The organism is Sphingomonas sp. M1-B02 (assembly GCF_026167525.1).
Classification (GTDB): domain Bacteria; phylum Pseudomonadota; class Alphaproteobacteria; order Sphingomonadales; family Sphingomonadaceae; genus Sphingomonas.
The window spans coordinates 1,989,988-2,006,267 of record NZ_CP110679.1; the positions used below are offsets into that span (position 1 = coordinate 1,989,988).

Consider the following 16,280-nt stretch of genomic DNA (forward strand, 5'->3'; position numbering starts at 1 on the left):
CAAATTCAGTCCGATTGCAAATGGGCTCCCTTGCCTCTCAGGTCAACCGGTTCGGGCAGAACTTCGGGCAGGAAATGAAGCGTTTCGTTGTGCAGCGTGAAGGCGAGCGTGGGATCGTTGCTGCCGCGCAGCGAGGTCGGCGTGTAGCCGGTGAAGTGGCGGACTTCGTTGATCATGTGCGATTGATCGGCGAAGGGCTCCAGCACCTCGCTCAGGTTCGCGCCCTGATAGAGCTTCATCGCCGCCCGGATCGCGCGGAACTTGCGCTTGAGCGTGGTCGGGGATCCGCCGAAATATTCGAGGCACAGCCGCTGCACCTGCCGCTCGCCGAGCCCGTTTCCGGCGCCGACCGCGGCATAGAGCGCATCGATCGTCGGATCCTCGCTCGCCGCCCATTCGCGCACCGCGCGCAGGAAAGGGAAATGAAGCGGCGGCACCGGATTCACTTCCTCCTGCCGCATGATCAGAAGCGGGGCGATGACCGCGATCATGTCGTCGAGACTCTCCATCCCGCGCATCCGCTCCAACGCCTGCGGCGCCTGGTCGCAGAACAGCCGTTCGCCATCCATGATATGGTCGGTCACCTTGTGCGCGGGAATGCCGATGAGCGCCTTCCAGCCGATCGCGCGCAGCACCACCCCGAAGCACAGGAAGCAACCGCCGATGCGATAGCTCGCTGCCGCGCTGCCGGGGCCCGCGACCATGATCGGCTTCAACGCCTCGCGATGACCGTCGGGAAAGGTCATCTCGCCCTCGCCGCGAATCAGGAAGCGGATCTGGCCCAGATTGACTCGCTCAAGACCGAAATATTCAGGTCCGTCGCCGCGGAACAGATAATATGATTCGACGTGGGGCAGCAGCCGCCCGGTCGCATGCCTCAGCTCGATCGTCGGGAGCGACGGCGCATCGGGATCGTCCGAATCCGGTCTGGCCCTGCAATTGACGTTGCTGCGCATGGACTTCGAGTACCCCCGCCCTCGTTGGACCCATGGTAAGCCCATAGTCGAAGGCAGGCGAGGACAAAAAGAGGCCCGGCCAGTTACCCGGCCGGGCCAGTGGAAAGGTTCCCCCCATTGAGCGGAAACCCCTCGGGTCGCAAAGTCGTCTTACGCCAAAGAGTTGAGCGGAGTATTGGACGGATTCGACATGGCTGCTTTGACGCAGCCGCGCGGTGGTGCGAAGGCGATGCCCCGATGGCCTATCCGATCCGTTCCGCACTTTTCGCGCTCGATGCCGAAACCGCGCACCGCGCCGCGATCGCAGCGCTGCGCGCCTGGGGCAGAATCGGCGCGCCGTTCGGCATCGACTCCGAAACGGACCCGTCGCAGCGAGTCCGGCTCGCCGGACTGGATTTTCCCAACCCGGTCGGGCTTGCCGCCGGGCTCGACAAGGATGCCGAGGCGATCCCGGGCATGTTCGGCCTCGGCTTCGGCGCGGTCGAGGTGGGGACGCTCACCCCCCTGCCCCAGCCGGGGAACCCCAAGCCACGGCTGTTCCGCCTCGCCGAGGATGCAGCGATCGTCAACCGGATGGGGTTCAACAATCACGGCATCGACGCCGCGCTCGCGCGAATCGTCGGGCTGAAGCGGCGCCCCGGCATCCTCGGCATCAATGTCGGCGCCAATAAGGAGTCGACGGATCGAGTCGCCGATTATGCGCTGGGGGTCGCCAAGGCAGCGGTGCATGCCGATTATATCACGATCAATGTCAGCTCGCCGAACACGCCCGGCCTGCGCGATCTCCAGTCGCGACCGGCGCTCGACGAGCTCCTCGCGGCCTGCGACGCCGCGCGATCGGCCGCGGGCACGCGGCGCCCGCTGTTTCTGAAGGTCGCGCCGGACCTCGATCGGGCCGGAATGGAAGGTGCGATCCGCGCCGCGATCGACAACCGGGTCGACGCGCTGATCGTCTCCAACACCACGCTTTCGCGGCCCGCGAGCCTGCGGTCGCCGCACGCGCGCGAAGCCGGCGGACTTTCGGGCGCGCCGCTTGCCGTGCTGGCGCGCGCCAAGCTGGCCGAGGCGCGCGCCGCGTCGGGCGGGGCACTGCCGCTGATCTCCGCCGGCGGCATCGACAGCGCCGACGAGGCGCGCGCGCGGCTGGAGGCGGGCGCAAGTCTGGTGCAGGTCTATAGCGCGCTGATCTATCGCGGCCCGGGGCTGGTGCGCGCGATCGTCGAGGGCATCGCGAGGGCCTGACGTTGCGTCTTTGCCGCGGCTCCAAAGCTCGCTACGGCTGTAGCAATGAAGAAAATGGTCGCGCTGCTCGTCGCTCTTTTCCTGCCCTTCGCCGCGCAGGCGCAGGGCATCGTCAGCGCCGCGGATCCCCGTGCCGCAGCGGCGGGGGTGGAAATACTCCGCAAGGGCGGCAGCGCCACCGATGCGGCGATCGCAACGATGCTCGCGCTCAACGTCGTCGAGCCGCAGAGCGCCGGCATCGGCGGCGGCGCCTTCTTCATCCAATATGATGCCAAGCGAAAGCGCACGACCACGATCGACGGCCGCGAAGCCGCGCCGATGGCGGCCGACGGGCGCTGGTTCTTCGGCCCCGACGGCAGGCCGATGGGGCATATGGACGCAGTCGCCGGCGGCCGCAGCGTGGGCGTTCCCGGCACGCTCCGCGCCATGGCATTGGCGCACCGCAGCCAGGGCAAGCTTCCTTGGGCCACCTTGTTCGAGCCCGCCGTCCGGCTCGCGCGCGACGGCTTCGAAGTGTCGCCGCGGCTCGGCAATTCGCTGGTCCAGTTTGCGCGCCACATCGATGCCGGCGCCCGCGCGATCTTCTTCGGACCCGATGGCAAGCCGCTTGCCGTAGGCGCTCAGGTCCGAAATCCCGAGCAGGCGGCTATGCTGGATCGTGTCGCGCGGCTCGGCCCCGACAGTTTCTATGTCGGCCCGCAGGCGCAAAAGCTCGTCGCCGCGGTCAACGGCGCGGCGCGCAACCCCTCGCGGATGACGCTGGGCGATCTCGCCGCCTATGACGCGAAGGAACGACCCGTGCTTTGCGGCAGCTACCGCCGGCACAAGATCTGCTCGATGGGCCCGCCGTCTTCGGGCGGCATCACCGTCCTGCTGATCCTCAAGCAGCTCGAGCGGTTCGACATGGCCCGGCTCGGCAAGGATTCGCCGACCGCCTGGCATCTGTTCGCCGAATCGTCGCGCCTCGCTTATGCCGATCGCGACCTCTATCTGGGGGATCCCGATTTCGTCGCGGTGCCGCTGAAGGGCCTGCTGGCGCCGCGCTACATCGCCGGGCGCTCGGCGCTGATCGATCCCGCCGCGACGATGGCGCGGGTCGCCGCCGGCACCCCCGCCGGCGCACCGGCGCGCATCCGGGTCACCCCCAGCGAAGTGCCGGGCACGACCTCGCTCTCGGTCGCGGACGGTGCGGGCAATGTCGCGCAGGTGACCACCACGATCGAGGGGCCCTGGGGCTCGGGCCTGTCGGTCGACGGGATCATGCTCAACAACGAGCTCACCGATTTCGACAAGGCGCCCGAGAAGGACGGCTATCTGGTCGCCAATCGCGTCGAGGGTGGCAAGCGTCCGCGCAGCTCGATGGCGCCGACGATCGTCTATGGCCCCGACGGCAAGGTGCGGATCGCGATCGGCGCGGCGGGCGGATCGACGATCATCGCGCAGGTCGCCAAGGCGCTGATCGGCGTGATCGACTGGAAGCTGACCGCGCAGGACGCCGTCGCGCTCGGCTTGCTCTATGCCCCCGGCCCCGGCGCAACCGCCGAGAAGGGCACCCAGCTCGACGCGATGCTCCCGGCGCTGCAGGCGCTGGGTGAGAAGGTGCAATCGGCGCCGATGGGTCTCAAGGCCAATGCGGTGGAGCTGACGGGCGGCCGCTGGGCCGGCGCGGCCGATCCGCGCAGCGAAGGCGTGGCGATGCATCAGGACGGACGAATCGAGGCGATTCGCCGGGTCGGCGCGGTGCCGAACCGGCCATCGGAATGAAGGGACGCTGCACAAGCAGCGCCTGAAAGGGAAGAGGAATGCGTAAGCTCGAACGGTTCGACAATCTCGTCCAGATGTTCTTCACGCGCGCGCGCGAAAAAGGCGACGCGCCCTTCTTGTGGCACAAGGCCGGGGGGGCATGGCAGCCGACCAGCTGGGCGGAGGCGGCGCGCAAGGTCGCCAGCCTCGCCGCGGCGTTCCGCGCGATGGGGCTGAAGGACGGCGATCGGGTGATGCTCGTCTCCGAGAATCGCCCCGAATTCTGCATCACGGATCTGGCGATCATGGCCGCGGGCTGCGTGACCGTGCCAACCTACACCACCAATACCGAGCGCGATCACCAGCATATCATCGAGAATTCGGGCGCCTGCGCGATCGTCGTCTCCAACGCCAAGCTGATCAAGACCCTGCTCCCTGCCGCGATCCGCTCTTCCTCGGCGCGGATGGTGATCGGGATCGACGAGGTCCGGATCGGCCAGCAGCAAGGCAGCATCGAATATCACGACTGGAACGAGCTGATCGCCCGCCACGCCAGCGACGCCGCCGATGCCGCGGCGCGCGCGACCTTCAAGCGCGAGGATCTGGCCTGCATCATCTACACGAGCGGCACCGGCGGCTCGCCGCGCGGGGTGATGCAGCATCACGGCGCGATCCTCCACAATGTCGAGGGCTGCTGCACGATCATCTCCGAGGATTTCGGCTGGGACGACGAGGTGTTCCTCAGCTTCCTGCCGCTCAGCCATGCCTATGAGCATACCGGCGGCCAGTTCTTCCCGATCGGGCTGGGCGCGGAAATCTATTATTCCGAAGGGCTCGAGAAGCTCGCCTCCAACATCGAGGAAGTCCGCCCGACGATGATGGTCGTGGTGCCGCGGCTGTTCGAAGTGCTGCGCACGCGGATCACCAAGACCGTCGAGAAGCAGGGCAAGCTTTCCGCCTATCTGCTCGAGCGCGCGATCGCGATCGGCGCGAAGAAGGCGGCCGGCGGCGTGCCGCTGCGCGATCGGCCGATGGATTTGATCCTGAAGGCGACGCTGATGCCCAAGATCTCGAAGAAGTTCGGCGGGCGGATCAAGGCGATGGTCTCGGGCGGGGCGCCGCTCAATCCCGAAGTCGGCATCTTCTTCCAGTCGCTCGGGCTCACTTTCCTCCAGGGCTATGGCCAGACCGAATCCGCGCCGGTCATCTCCTGCAACCGCCCCAGGGTCGGGCTCAAGATGGACACGGTCGGCCCGCCGATGGAAGGAGTCGAAGTCAGGATCGCCGCCGACGGCGAGATATTGGTGCGCGGCGAGCTGGTGATGCACGGCTATTGGCGCAACGAGGCCGAGACCTTGCGGGTGCTCAAGGACGGTTGGCTCCACACCGGCGATATCGGCCTGATCGATGACAAGGGCCGCATCCAGATCACCGACCGCAAGAAGGATATCATCGTCAACGACAAGGGCGACAATGTCGCGCCGCAGAAGGTGGAGGGGATGCTGACGCTCCAGCCCGAGATCGTCCAGGCGATGATCTCCGGCGACAAGCGGCCCTACATGACCGCGGTGATCGTCCCCGATCCCGAATGGACCCAGGAATGGTGCGCGCGCGGCGGCGCGCGCTGCGATTTCAAGCGGCTCGCATACGACCCCGATTACCGCGCGGCGCTGGCCGCGGCGGTCGAGCGGGTGAACAAGGATCTATCGGTGATCGAGCGGGTGCGGAAATTCATCATCGCCGACGGACCGTTCACGATCGAGAACGAACAGCTGACCCCGAGCCTGAAGATCCGCCGGCACGTGCTCAAGCAGGCCTATGGCGAGAGGCTCGACGCGCTGTACTGAGCCGTCGCAACCCCCCTTCAAGGGGGCTTGGAAGATCATTTCTTCTCCGGCACCACCACCATCGTCCAGTCCCTATCCGGCCGCAGATATTTCGCCGCCAGCGCCTGTATCTCCAAGGGAGTCGTCAAGGCCACGTCGCGGGGCAGCGTTTCCACCGCGGCGATCCGCGCCGGGTCTCCGCTGCCGCCTTCCACCTGGCGCATCCAGAACATGTTGCCGCTCGACTGGCGGATGAGCTGCTGCTTGATCGGCGTCAGCGCGCGGTTGAGCTCGTCGGCGTCGATCGGCTTGGCGATCATGTCTGCGGCGATGCCGCGGGCCAGCGTGAAGAAGAAGTCGGTCTTGTCGGGCGGCACCATGCCGAGCGCGATCAGCTTGCCGCCGCTCGCCATACCCAGCGGCCAATCGCTGGCGAGGTTGGGCGAATAGCTGATCCCCGCCTGGCTGCGCAGCTGATCGATCAGACGATCGCGGAACACCGCCGCCAGCACGTCGAGCTTGCGGCTCTCGGTGATGCCGGCGCTGCCGCCGCCGGTCGGCCAGGCGATGACTGCCGCGGCCTGATCGGGCTTGCCGGTATGCGTGCGGACCACGGGCTTGGCGTTGTGCGCGGGGAAGCTGACCGCGGCTGCCGGCGTCTTGCTCGCGGCGCGCGGCTTGAGCGCGCCGAAGGTGTCGCCCACCGCCTTGACGGTGGCTTCGCTGTCCATGTCGCCGAAGACCATCACTTCGATGGGGCCGCTGGCGAGCAAGGGCTCCCAGAATTTGCGGAACGAGGCGGGGGTGGTCCCCTCGATCACCGCGCGCGACGGAATGCCCCAGCGCGGATCGCCCGAATGGAGCAGCCGCTCGAGATCGCGGCCGAGCACGGCGTCCGGCGAGGCGGAGAGGCCCGCATAGCCCGAAAGCACGCCTGCCTTGGCGCGGATCACCGGGTTCGGATCCCAGGCCGGCGCCGCCAGCTTGGCCGCGAACAGCTTGAGCTGGTCGGCGAGGTCGTCCTTGTTGGTCTGGCCGGTAAAGCGGAAGGCATCGTCGTCGACATCGAAGCCGAAGCCGATCTGCCGCCGGCCGATCAGCGCGTCGAGCTCTTCCTGGCCCAGCTTGCCGATGCCGCCCGAGACGAGCGCCATCGGCCCGGCCCAGGCCGGCGTATCGCGCGACGGAATCGCGTTGAGCCCGCCGCCGAAGCGGACGTTGACATAGACCTTGCCGACTTCGGACGCGTCCTTGCGCATCAGCAGCGTCACGCCGTTGGCGTAGACGACCTTCTCCACCTCGAGCTCGGGCAGGATCGGCGTGCGGCTCGCCACAACGCCCGGCGCGCCGATCCTTGGCAGCTGATCGAAGCTGACGTCGCCCAGCACGTTGCGCTTGGCGCCGCTGCCGGACACGTCGGCGGTCAGCGCCGCGGTCACCTTGGCGAGCAATTGCGGATCGGACGTGTGGCTGTTGACCAGCGCCCGCACCGCCACGCCCTCGAACACGCGCTTCGATGCCGCCTGGACGGTATCGGGCGTGAACATCTTCGCGCTCACCGCGCCCTTGAAGATATCGTAGCTCGCCTCGGGCGTCGTCACCGTCTCGTTGATGTCGACCGCCTCGACCAGATCGTCGGCGATCTTCATGCCGGCTTCCACCGGGGCAGTCGCGACGCGCTGCTTCATCGACGATTCAATCTCCGCCAGTTCGCGGTCGATCTCGGCCTGGGTGGGCGGAGTCGCCTGCGCGTCGGCGATCACCCCGCGCACGTCGCGCAGCGCGGTGGCCCAGTCGCCCGTCGGCAGCACCTGGACGGTGGTGACGTTGGCCGAGCGGGCAATATCGCTCAGGTCGGCGCCTGCCGCGATGAAGCTGCCGCCGGCGCGCGCGCGCGTCTCCAGCCGCCGGTTGATGATCCGGATGGCGACCAGATCGACCATGCGCTTCTGGTTGAAGATCACCGTGTCAGAAAATACCGTCCAGGGGCGCACGATCGACATCATCGCCACCTGCTGGAGGGCAGGCTCGGTGATGCTCGCGGCGACCGCATGGTTTGCGGCGGGCTTGCCGAAATCGGGGTCCTTCGGCGCCGCGCCGTTGCCCTTCCAGTCGGCGAAATGCTTCTGGACCAGCGCCTCCAGCATCGCCGGATCGGCATCGCCGATGACCACGACGACGGCGCGCTCGGGGCGATACCAGCGATCGTGGAACGCCTTCACGCTCTCGGCAGTCGCGCCGTTCAGCGTCGCGGTGGTGCCGATCGGCTCGCGATTCGCCACCGGCTGGCCGGCGAAGATCAGGTCGAGCATCGCATCCTGCATCTTGACCTGCGGCCCCGGCTGCTCGCGCTGCTCGGCGAGCACGACCGGGCGTTCGGCGTCGAGCGCCGCCTTGGTGATCGCGGGACCGGTCATCATCCCCGAAAGGATCTTGAAGCTTTCCTCGAGCCCCGCGGGCGAAGCCATCGGCAGATCGAGCTTGTAGACGGTCTGGGTGAAGGTGGTGCTGGCATTGCTGTCCGACCCGAAGGTCACCCCCAGCCGCTGCCAGACGCGCTTCGATTCGCCGTCGGGTACATGCACCGAACCGCGGAATGAAAGATGCTCGAGAAGATGCGCAAAGCCGCGCTCGCTATCCTGCTCGTGGAGCGAGCCCGCATCGATCCGTACCCGAACCGAGACCTGGCCCGGCGGCACGCCATTCTTGCGCACCGCATAGCGCACGCCGTTGGGCAGCCGTCCGAACTTCCACTCATCGTCATGGACGAGGTCGCTGCCCTTGTAGAGCCACGGATCGTCCGCGGTCTGGACCGGGCGCGGCGCGGTCTGCGCCTGGGCGGAGACCGTCGGGGCAAGGGTTGCAAGGGCAAAGGAAGCGAGGAGCGGCAGCCGCAGGAAACGAAGCATGGGTTCCGATCTAGTCGTGAACGGCCGCGCATGCCAGCTTTCACCTTTCGCGCAGATGTACGGCAGATGTACGCGGGACAATCTGTCCAGTTGAACCGGGCTACCGGAGGACCGAGATGGGGGCGGGCATCTGTCGCCCCGTTCCAGGGAATCGATAATGAACAGCGTACGTGAAAAGGCATGGTCCGATTTCCGGCGCATGCTGATCGTGATCGCCTTGTGCGGCGTGCTGATGGTTGCCGGCGCCTTATGGTATCTGTCGCTGTTCGGGCCGCTTTACCTGTCGATGATCCTGGCGACGGTCGGCGGCGTATTCATCTCGACCCTGCTCGGCTGCGGGCTGTTCGCCGCCGCTTTCTTCAGCGACAAGAGCGGCCACGACCAGAATGTGACCGACGCGACCAACCAGGATGACGCGGCGCAGGGCTGAGGCGACTCACCTCCCCGAGCCTTCGTGATCCCGGCGCAGGCGGAGCCAGGGTAGTTCACGACATGCCATCGATCGAGCGCGCGTTTGCCGGAGATGCTGTTGTGCGCCGATCGCTTCCATCGTGGCTCTGGATCCCCGCCTGCGCGGGGATGACGGTGGAAAGCGGCAGGATCCTCCAACGCCGCCCAACGTCGTCTCCGCGCAGCGATGCTTGATCCGCGCGCCGCTAAGCGCCACATGCCACCCATGCTGATCGAGACCGAACCGACGCCCAACCCGGCGACGCTCAAATTCCTCCCCGGCCGCGCCGTGATGGACATGGGCACGCGCGACTTCGCGACACCCGAGGAGGCCGAGGCGTCCCCGCTCGCCGATGCGTTGTTCGGGCTGGGCGACGTGACCGGCGTGTTCTTCGGCCGCGACTTCATCTCGGTCACCGCCGCCCCCGGCGTCGAATGGCCGATGCTCAAGCCCGACGTGCTCGGCATCCTGCTCGATCATTTCTCGGCGAACATGCCGCTGTTCCGCCCCGGATCGGCGGCGGGCATCGCCGTGCCCCCGGAAGCCGGCGATTATGGCGACAATCCCGAGGATGCCGATATCGTCGCGCAGATCCGCGAGCTGATCGAGACCCGCATCCGCCCCGCGGTCGCCAATGATGGCGGCGATATCGTCTATCGCGGCTTCGATGCCGGCAAGGTCTATCTCCAGATGCAGGGCGCCTGCGCCGGCTGTCCCTCGTCGAGCGCGACGCTCAAGAACGGGATCGAGCAACTGCTCAAATATTATGTTCCCGAAGTGACCGAGGTTCGCGCGGTCTGACGCGCATCGCTGAAAAGGATAGAATATATGGGCGAACCCCTGGATGAGGCGGGGCTCGATACGATCTTTCGTACTGCGCGTACCTATAACGGCTATACCGACCAGCCGGTCACGGAGGCCGATATCCGCCGGATCTACGATCTGGTGAAGATGGGGCCGACCTCGGCCAACCAGCAGGCCGCGCGCTTCGTCTGGCTTCTGAGCCAGGAGCAGAAGGACAAGCTGGCCGCGCTTTCCAGCGGCACCAATGGCGAGAAGATCCGCAAGGCGCCCGCCACCGTGATCGTTGCGATGGACCTGGCCTTCAACGAGCATCTCCCCTGGCTCTTCCCGCACGCGCCGACCGCCAAGGACTGGTTCGCCGACGACGAAGTGCGCTACACCCACGCTTTCCGCAATTCGACGCTGCAGGGCGGCTATTTCATCCTGGCTGCGCGCGCGCTGGGATTCGACACCGGGCCGATGTCGGGCTTCGACAATGCCAAGGTCGATGCGGCTTTCTTCGCCGACCAGCCGAATGTGAAATCCAACTTCATCTCGACGCTCGGCTATGGCGATCCCGCCACCGTCTTCGATCGGCTGCCGCGTCCCGAATTCGAACGGTTCAATCGCATTGTCTGAACTCTGCCTTCCGTGACGACGACGCTGGTGATCGAGACCGCGACCGCGGCCTGTTCGGTGGCGCTGCTGCAGGACGGCAAGGTCGTGGCGCACCGGCACGACGTGGTCGAGCGCGGCCATGCCGAACTGCTGATCCCGATGATCGGCGCCCTGCCCGGCCAGGGTCGCGCGGAGCATATCCTCGTCGACGTGGGACCGGGCAGCTTCACCGGCGTGCGCGTCGGGCTCGCGGCCGCGCGCGGACTGGCGATCGGCTGGGGCAGCAGCGTCCAGGGCTATTCGTCGCTCGCCTTGCTCGCGGCAGCGGGTTTCGCCGCCGATCCGGGCCGCGCCGCGCTTGCGGTGGTGCTCGAAGGGGGGCACGGTGAGGTCTTCATGCAGCTGTTCACCTCCTCGCCGCTGAAGGAAGACGGGCCTTTTCTATCGCTGGGCCCTGCGGCTGCGCTGGCGAAGCTCGGCAACCGGCAGGCGATCGGCAGCGGCGTCCACCGCCTCGCGGCGGTGGATCCCGGCGGGGCGTTCTGCGAGACGCTGCCCGATGCGGCCGACGCGGCGCTTCTCCCCCCCGCCTTCGCTGCGCTGCCGCCCCGCCCGATCTATGGACGAGCGCCCGATGCGAAGACGCTGGCGGAGCGCGGGCTGGCATGAGCGCCGCGCTTCATCTGACCGAAATCCGCGAGGGCGGCGCGCAGGATCTGAGCGAGATCAGCAAGATCATGCTCGACGCCTTCGACCCTCGCTACGGCGAGGCATGGACCAGCGCGCAATGCCTGGGGATGCTGTCGCTCCCCGGCGTCTGGCTGATCGTCGCGAGCCTCGACGGCACCGATGCGGGCTTCGCTCTCGCGCGATCTACCGGAGAAGAGGCCGAGTTGCTGCTGATCGCCACCCACCCCAAGGCGCGCGGCCGCGGAGTCGGCGGAGCATTGCTGCGCGCTGTCATCGCCGAAGCGGAAGGTCGCGGAGTCTCTCGATTGCACCTCGAAGTCCGGGCGGACAACGATGCAGTGCGGTTATACAGCACCGAAGGCTTCATAAAGGTCGGCGAGCGCCGAAATTACTATAGAGGCAAGTCGGGCCAGGCTTTCGATGCGCATACCTACGCGCGCGATCTCGCCGCAAATATTATTTAGATTAAAGTTAACTGCCTTGCCTTTGCTGGGCGAAGGTACGATAGCGCACGCCAGGGCACCATATATAGTTGCCCATAGAAAATTGGGTCGAAAGGGATACCATGAACATTTCGTCAGACGTTGAAGAGACGCTCATCTCGCTCACCGCGGATATTGTAGCTGCACATGTCAGCAACAATAGCGTTGCTGTTTCGGATCTTCCGCAGCTCATCGCAAACGTGCACGGCGCGCTCGCGGGACTCGGTGAGGCCGCTGTCGAGCCGGAAGTGAAGCAGGAGCCTGCGGTCTCGATCCGTTCTTCGGTGAAGCCGGACTTCATCGTCTGCCTCGAAGACGGCAAGAAGCTCAAGATGCTCAAGCGCCACCTGATGACTCATTATCAGATGACCCCCGAGCAGTATCGCGCCAAGTGGAACCTGCCCGCAGACTATCCGATGGTCGCGCCCAACTATGCCGAGCAGCGTCGCACGCTCGCCAAGAAGATCGGCCTCGGCACCAAGCGCCGCAAGGGCTGAGCCCGACACCGCATATTGCGGTTTTGCAGACGCCGGCCGGGCTAGCGCCCAGGCCGGCGTTTTGCTGTTTGCTCCCTTTCCCCTGACGGGCAATGCGGTTACATCGGCGCCATGCCCCGCAAGATTGATCTCGAAGCGCTCTGCCACGAAAAGGGACTGCGCATCACCGAACAGCGCAAGGTGATCGCGCGCGTGCTTTCCGATGCAGAGGATCATCCCGATGTCGAGAAAGTGTATGAACGCGCCTCGGCAATCGATCCGGGCATCTCGATCGCCACGGTCTATCGCACCGTCCGGCTGTTCGAAGAGGCAGGCATTCTAGACCGGCACGATTTCGGCGATGGCCGCGCGCGCTACGAGCCGGCGCCCGAGGCGCATCACGATCATCTGATCGACGTCGAAACCGGCCGCGTGATCGAGTTCGTCGATCCCGAACTCGAGCTGCTCCAGAAACAGATCGCGGAGCGGCTCGGCTTCCGCCTCGTCGATCATCGCATGGAGCTTTACGGCGTTTCGCTCGACCGGAAGGTCTGATCCGCGTTGGACCCGGCGGCCGCACGAAAGCGCGCTGAGGCGGCGGGCGGCGTGTCCGCGCCGCTGAACTTGGCGGAGCAGTTCCGGCTCTGGTCCCGCGTCGCGATGCTGGTGGGCGCCGTCCTGCTGTTCGTGCCGCTCCATTATCTGTGGCGCCTGTTCCGCCTCCCCTCCCCCTGGCCACGCCACTTCCTGGGCACCGCCGCACGGATCGTCGGTGCGCGGGTGACCAAGATCGGGACGCCGCTGCGCCGCGACGTCTTCTACGTCTCCAACCATCTCAGCTGGATCGACATATTGGCGCTGGGCGGCGCCAGCGGCACCGCGTTCGTCGCCAAGGCGGAGATCGGCACCGCGCCGGTGGTGGGCTGGCTCGCCGGGCTCAACCGGACCGTATACGTCAAGCGCGAGAACCGGCTGGGCGTGGCCGACCAGATCAACCAGCTGCGCGATGCGCTCGAGGATGCTTGGGCGATCACGATCTTCCCCGAAGGCACCACCACCGACGGCAAGTCGCTGCTGCCCTTCAAGACGCCGATGCTCCGCGTGCTCGAACCGCCGCCGCCTGGGGTGATGGTCCAGCCGGTGCTCCTCGATTATGGCGATGCGGGCGAGGAGATCGGCTGGATCGGCCAGGAACGCGGCGTGGATAACGCCAGGCGAATCCTCTCCCGCCGCGGCAGCTTCGCGCTGAAGGTCCATTATCTCGAACCCTTCCTGCCGTCCGACTTCCCCGGGCGGAAGGCGATCGCCGCGGAAAGCCGGCGGCGGATCGAGGCGGCGCTGGTCGCGACGCTCGGCCACCCCTTGCGCCCCTTCGCCTTCGCCGAAGAGGGGATCGGGTATAAAAATCCTCCCCGGAACGGGGAGGGGGACCAGCCGAAGGCAAATGGAGGGGGCTAACCGCGAGCGAAACCGTGGAGGCACGCCCCCTCCACCACGCTACGCGTGGTCCCCCTCCCCTTTCAGGGGAGGATCAAGCCGGCTATAGCCCCCACCAAATGAAACCCACTCCAAAGACCTTCCACGTCAAATCGTTCGGCTGCCAGATGAACGTCTATGACGGCGAGCGCATGGGCGAGCTGATGGCCGCGCAGGGCCTGACCGCCACCGACGACGCCAATGCCGCCGATCTCGTCGTGCTCAACACATGTCACATCCGCGAGAAGGCCACCGAAAAGGTCTATTCGGATATCGGGCGTCTCAGGAAGCATGGCCGCACCCCGATGATCGCGGTGGCCGGCTGCGTGGCACAAGCCGAGGGCGCGGAGATCGTCCGCCGGGCCAAGGTCGACGTGGTCGTCGGCCCGCAATCCTATCACAATTTGCCCGATCTGGTCGGCAAGGCCGTGCGCGGCGAATCGGCGCTCGACACCGATATGCCCGCGATCAGCAAGTTCGGCGCGCTGCCGTCGCGCCGAAAAGTCAGCCCCTCGGCCTTCCTGACGGTCCAGGAAGGCTGCGACAAATTCTGCACCTATTGCGTCGTGCCCTACACGCGAGGCGCCGAAGTCAGCCGCCCGTTCGACGCCATCGTCGACGAGGCGAAGGCCTTGGTCGACGCCGGCGCGCGCGAGCTCACCTTGCTTGGCCAGAACGTCAATGCATGGGACGATGCCGAGGGCCGCGGCCTCCACGGGCTGATCGCCGCGCTCGACGGGATCGAGGGCCTCGCCCGCATCCGCTACACCACCAGCCACCCCAACGACATGCGCGAGGGCCTGATCCGCGCGCATGCCGAGGTCGGCAAGCTGATGCCCTATCTCCATTTGCCGGTGCAGTCGGGCAGCGACCGCATCCTGAAGGCAATGAACCGCAGCCACAGCCGCGATTCCTATCTTCGCCTGCTCGACCGGGTCCGCGCCGCACGCCCCGACATCGCGCTTTCGGGCGACTTCATCGTCGGCTTTCCGGGTGAAACGGAAGCGGATTTCGAAGACACGCTGACCCTGATCGCCCAGGTCGGCTACGCTCAGGCGTACAGCTTCAAATATAGCCCCCGCCCCGGCACGCCGGCGGCCGAGATGACCGACGGCTTCGTGCCGGCGGAGGTCATGGACGAACGCCTCCAGCGACTCCAGGCGGCGATCGCGCGCGATCAGGCCGCGTTCAACGCCGCGACTGCGGGGCGCAGTTGCGACGTGCTGATCGAACGCACCGGCAAGCTGCCCGGCCAGATGCTCGGCAAATCCCCCTGGCTGCAATCGGTCCATCTGATCACCGACGCGCAAGTCGGGGATATGGTCGAAGTGGAGATCGTCCGCGCCGACCCCAATTCGCTCGCCGGGATAGAGCGGATCCGCGCCGCCGCCTGAGCTGTATCCGCCGGTTCACTTTCTCGCCGGGACAGCCGATTTCGCTGTCCTTGGAGGGAATGCTCTGCCAATCTCGCATCTGCACATGCGCCACGGAACCCCACGCACCCGCCTCGGTTTCGCCTCTCCGGGCCGCGCATCTCCCATTTTTCAAACGTTACGAATGCAGCCCATCTCGGGCGACTGTGCCCGACCCCAGCCCCCAGGAGCCGCATGAGCCGCAAGCCTGTTCAAGCCCAGTCCGGCGAGCGTTCGCGCGCCGAAGTCAATTTCGACAAACCCCAGCTCCTGCCGCAGCTCTTCGGCGAGTTCGACAGCAATCTGCTCGCATTGGAGGAGCGGCTGGGCGTCTATATCCATGCACGCGGCCAGCGCGTGCAGATCGAGGGTTCTGCGGAAGCCGTGGCGCATGCCCGCGAAGTGCTCCAGGAACTCCACGCCCGGGTGATCCGCGGCGAGGTGATCGACACCGGCCTGATCGAGGCGGTGATCGCCATGTCGAGCGAGCCGATGTTCACCGGCATCGTCAAGGCCGATCTGCCGGGCGGCGGGGGTGCTCCGCCCGCGATCATGATCCGGACGCGCAAGAAGACGATCGTGCCGCGCTCGGCGGCGCAGGTCCATTATATGCGCGAGCTGGTCTCCAACGACATGATCTTCGCGCTCGGACCGGCGGGCACCGGCAAGACCTATCTCGCGGTCGCCCAGGCAGTCGCCCAGCTGATCACCGGCAGCGTCCAGCGGCTGATCCTGTCGCGCCCCGCGGTCGAGGCCGGCGAGCGATTGGGCTTCCTGCCCGGCGACATGAAGGAGAAGGTCGATCCCTATCTCCGCCCGATCTACGACGCGCTCTACGATTGCCTGCCCGCCGAGCAGGTCGAGCGCCGCATCGCCAGCGGGGAGATCGAGATCGCGCCGATCGCCTTCATGCGCGGCCGCACGCTGGCCGACGCCTTCGTGATCCTCGACGAGGCGCAGAACACCACGCCCGCGCAGATGAAGATGTTCCTCACCCGCTTCGGCCAGAACAGCCGGATGGTGATCTGCGGCGATCCGAACCAGACCGATCTGCCCGGCGGGCCGCCCACCTCCGGGCTGAACGATGCGGTGGGCCGGCTCGACGGCGTGGAGGGCATCTCGATCGTCCGCTTCGGCGTCGGCGACGTGGTGCGGCACCCGATCGTCGGGCGGATCGTCAATGCCTATGAGGGGCCGGGGAGTTGAACGGCGGGAT

At 66.6% G+C, this 16,280-nt stretch carries 15 protein-coding genes; 13 read left to right on the top strand and 2 right to left on the bottom strand.

The window, feature by feature from the left end; genetic code table 11:
- Window positions 1-5 precede the first annotated feature (5 nt).
- On the bottom strand, window positions 6-956 hold the full coding sequence (locus OKW87_RS09520) for a helix-turn-helix domain-containing protein (RefSeq protein ID WP_265538951.1): 951 nt from the start codon (window positions 954-956) through the stop codon (window positions 6-8).
- Between the two features lie 237 nt (window positions 957-1,193).
- Here OKW87_RS09520 and OKW87_RS09525 point away from each other — a divergent pair, with 237 nt between their 5' ends.
- From OKW87_RS09525 to OKW87_RS09535, 3 genes are read left to right on the top strand one after another with little or no spacing between them, the layout of a single operon-like run.
- Complete coding sequence (locus OKW87_RS09525; protein WP_265538953.1) at window positions 1,194-2,198, top strand: quinone-dependent dihydroorotate dehydrogenase; 1,005 nt, start codon at window positions 1,194-1,196, stop codon at window positions 2,196-2,198.
- 45 nt (window positions 2,199-2,243) lie between these two features.
- Window positions 2,244-3,962: a gamma-glutamyltransferase gene (gene ggt, locus OKW87_RS09530; protein ID WP_265538956.1), complete on the top strand. Its 1,719-nt coding sequence runs from the start codon at window positions 2,244-2,246 to the stop codon at window positions 3,960-3,962.
- A 38-nt stretch (window positions 3,963-4,000) separates the two neighbouring features.
- The gene (locus OKW87_RS09535) at window positions 4,001-5,788 is read left to right on the top strand and encodes an AMP-dependent synthetase/ligase (protein WP_265538959.1); all 1,788 of its coding nucleotides are present in this window, start codon (window positions 4,001-4,003) and stop codon (window positions 5,786-5,788) included.
- A 35-nt stretch (window positions 5,789-5,823) separates the two neighbouring features.
- On the opposite strand, the gene OKW87_RS09540 is transcribed toward OKW87_RS09535, so the two are convergent.
- Window positions 5,824-8,676: a M16 family metallopeptidase gene (locus OKW87_RS09540; RefSeq protein ID WP_265538961.1), complete on the bottom strand. Its 2,853-nt coding sequence runs from the start codon at window positions 8,674-8,676 to the stop codon at window positions 5,824-5,826.
- A 157-nt stretch (window positions 8,677-8,833) separates the two neighbouring features.
- Between OKW87_RS09540 and OKW87_RS09545 the strand changes: the two genes are divergently transcribed.
- The 10 genes from OKW87_RS09545 to OKW87_RS09590 all read left to right on the top strand — a co-directional run bounded on the left by OKW87_RS09545 (window position 8,834) and on the right by OKW87_RS09590 (window position 16,270).
- On the top strand, window positions 8,834-9,106 hold the full coding sequence (locus OKW87_RS09545; protein WP_265538963.1) for a hypothetical protein: 273 nt from the start codon (window positions 8,834-8,836) through the stop codon (window positions 9,104-9,106).
- Between the two features lie 246 nt (window positions 9,107-9,352).
- On the top strand, window positions 9,353-9,928 hold the full coding sequence (locus tag OKW87_RS09550; RefSeq protein ID WP_265538964.1) for a NifU family protein: 576 nt from the start codon (window positions 9,353-9,355) through the stop codon (window positions 9,926-9,928).
- Between the two features lie 27 nt (window positions 9,929-9,955).
- A complete protein-coding gene (locus tag OKW87_RS09555) occupies window positions 9,956-10,549 on the top strand; it encodes a malonic semialdehyde reductase (RefSeq protein WP_265538967.1) in 594 nt (197 codons plus the stop codon).
- A 12-nt stretch (window positions 10,550-10,561) separates the two neighbouring features.
- The gene (gene tsaB / locus OKW87_RS09560; RefSeq protein ID WP_265538969.1) at window positions 10,562-11,197 is read left to right on the top strand and encodes a tRNA (adenosine(37)-N6)-threonylcarbamoyltransferase complex dimerization subunit type 1 TsaB; all 636 of its coding nucleotides are present in this window, start codon (window positions 10,562-10,564) and stop codon (window positions 11,195-11,197) included.
- Window positions 11,194-11,682, top strand: coding sequence for a GNAT family N-acetyltransferase (locus OKW87_RS09565; protein ID WP_265538971.1), 489 nt, complete (start codon window positions 11,194-11,196; stop codon window positions 11,680-11,682). The genes tsaB and OKW87_RS09565 overlap by 4 nt, the downstream gene beginning before the upstream one ends.
- Before the next feature lie 101 nt (window positions 11,683-11,783).
- On the top strand, window positions 11,784-12,197 hold the full coding sequence (locus OKW87_RS09570; RefSeq protein WP_265538972.1) for a MucR family transcriptional regulator: 414 nt from the start codon (window positions 11,784-11,786) through the stop codon (window positions 12,195-12,197).
- 111 nt (window positions 12,198-12,308) lie between these two features.
- The gene (locus OKW87_RS09575; RefSeq protein WP_265538974.1) at window positions 12,309-12,731 is read left to right on the top strand and encodes a Fur family transcriptional regulator; all 423 of its coding nucleotides are present in this window, start codon (window positions 12,309-12,311) and stop codon (window positions 12,729-12,731) included.
- Window positions 12,732-12,782: 51 nt separating this feature from the next.
- Window positions 12,783-13,634: a lysophospholipid acyltransferase family protein gene (locus OKW87_RS09580; protein WP_443025045.1), complete on the top strand. Its 852-nt coding sequence runs from the start codon at window positions 12,783-12,785 to the stop codon at window positions 13,632-13,634.
- A 98-nt stretch (window positions 13,635-13,732) separates the two neighbouring features.
- Window positions 13,733-15,046: a tRNA (N6-isopentenyl adenosine(37)-C2)-methylthiotransferase MiaB gene (miaB, locus tag OKW87_RS09585; RefSeq protein ID WP_265538976.1), complete on the top strand. Its 1,314-nt coding sequence runs from the start codon at window positions 13,733-13,735 to the stop codon at window positions 15,044-15,046.
- A gap of 213 nt (window positions 15,047-15,259) precedes the next feature.
- Window positions 15,260-16,270 (top strand): PhoH family protein, encoded by a 1,011-nt coding sequence (locus OKW87_RS09590; RefSeq protein ID WP_265538978.1) that lies wholly within the window; start codon window positions 15,260-15,262, stop codon window positions 16,268-16,270.
- Window positions 16,271-16,280 lie beyond the last annotated feature (10 nt).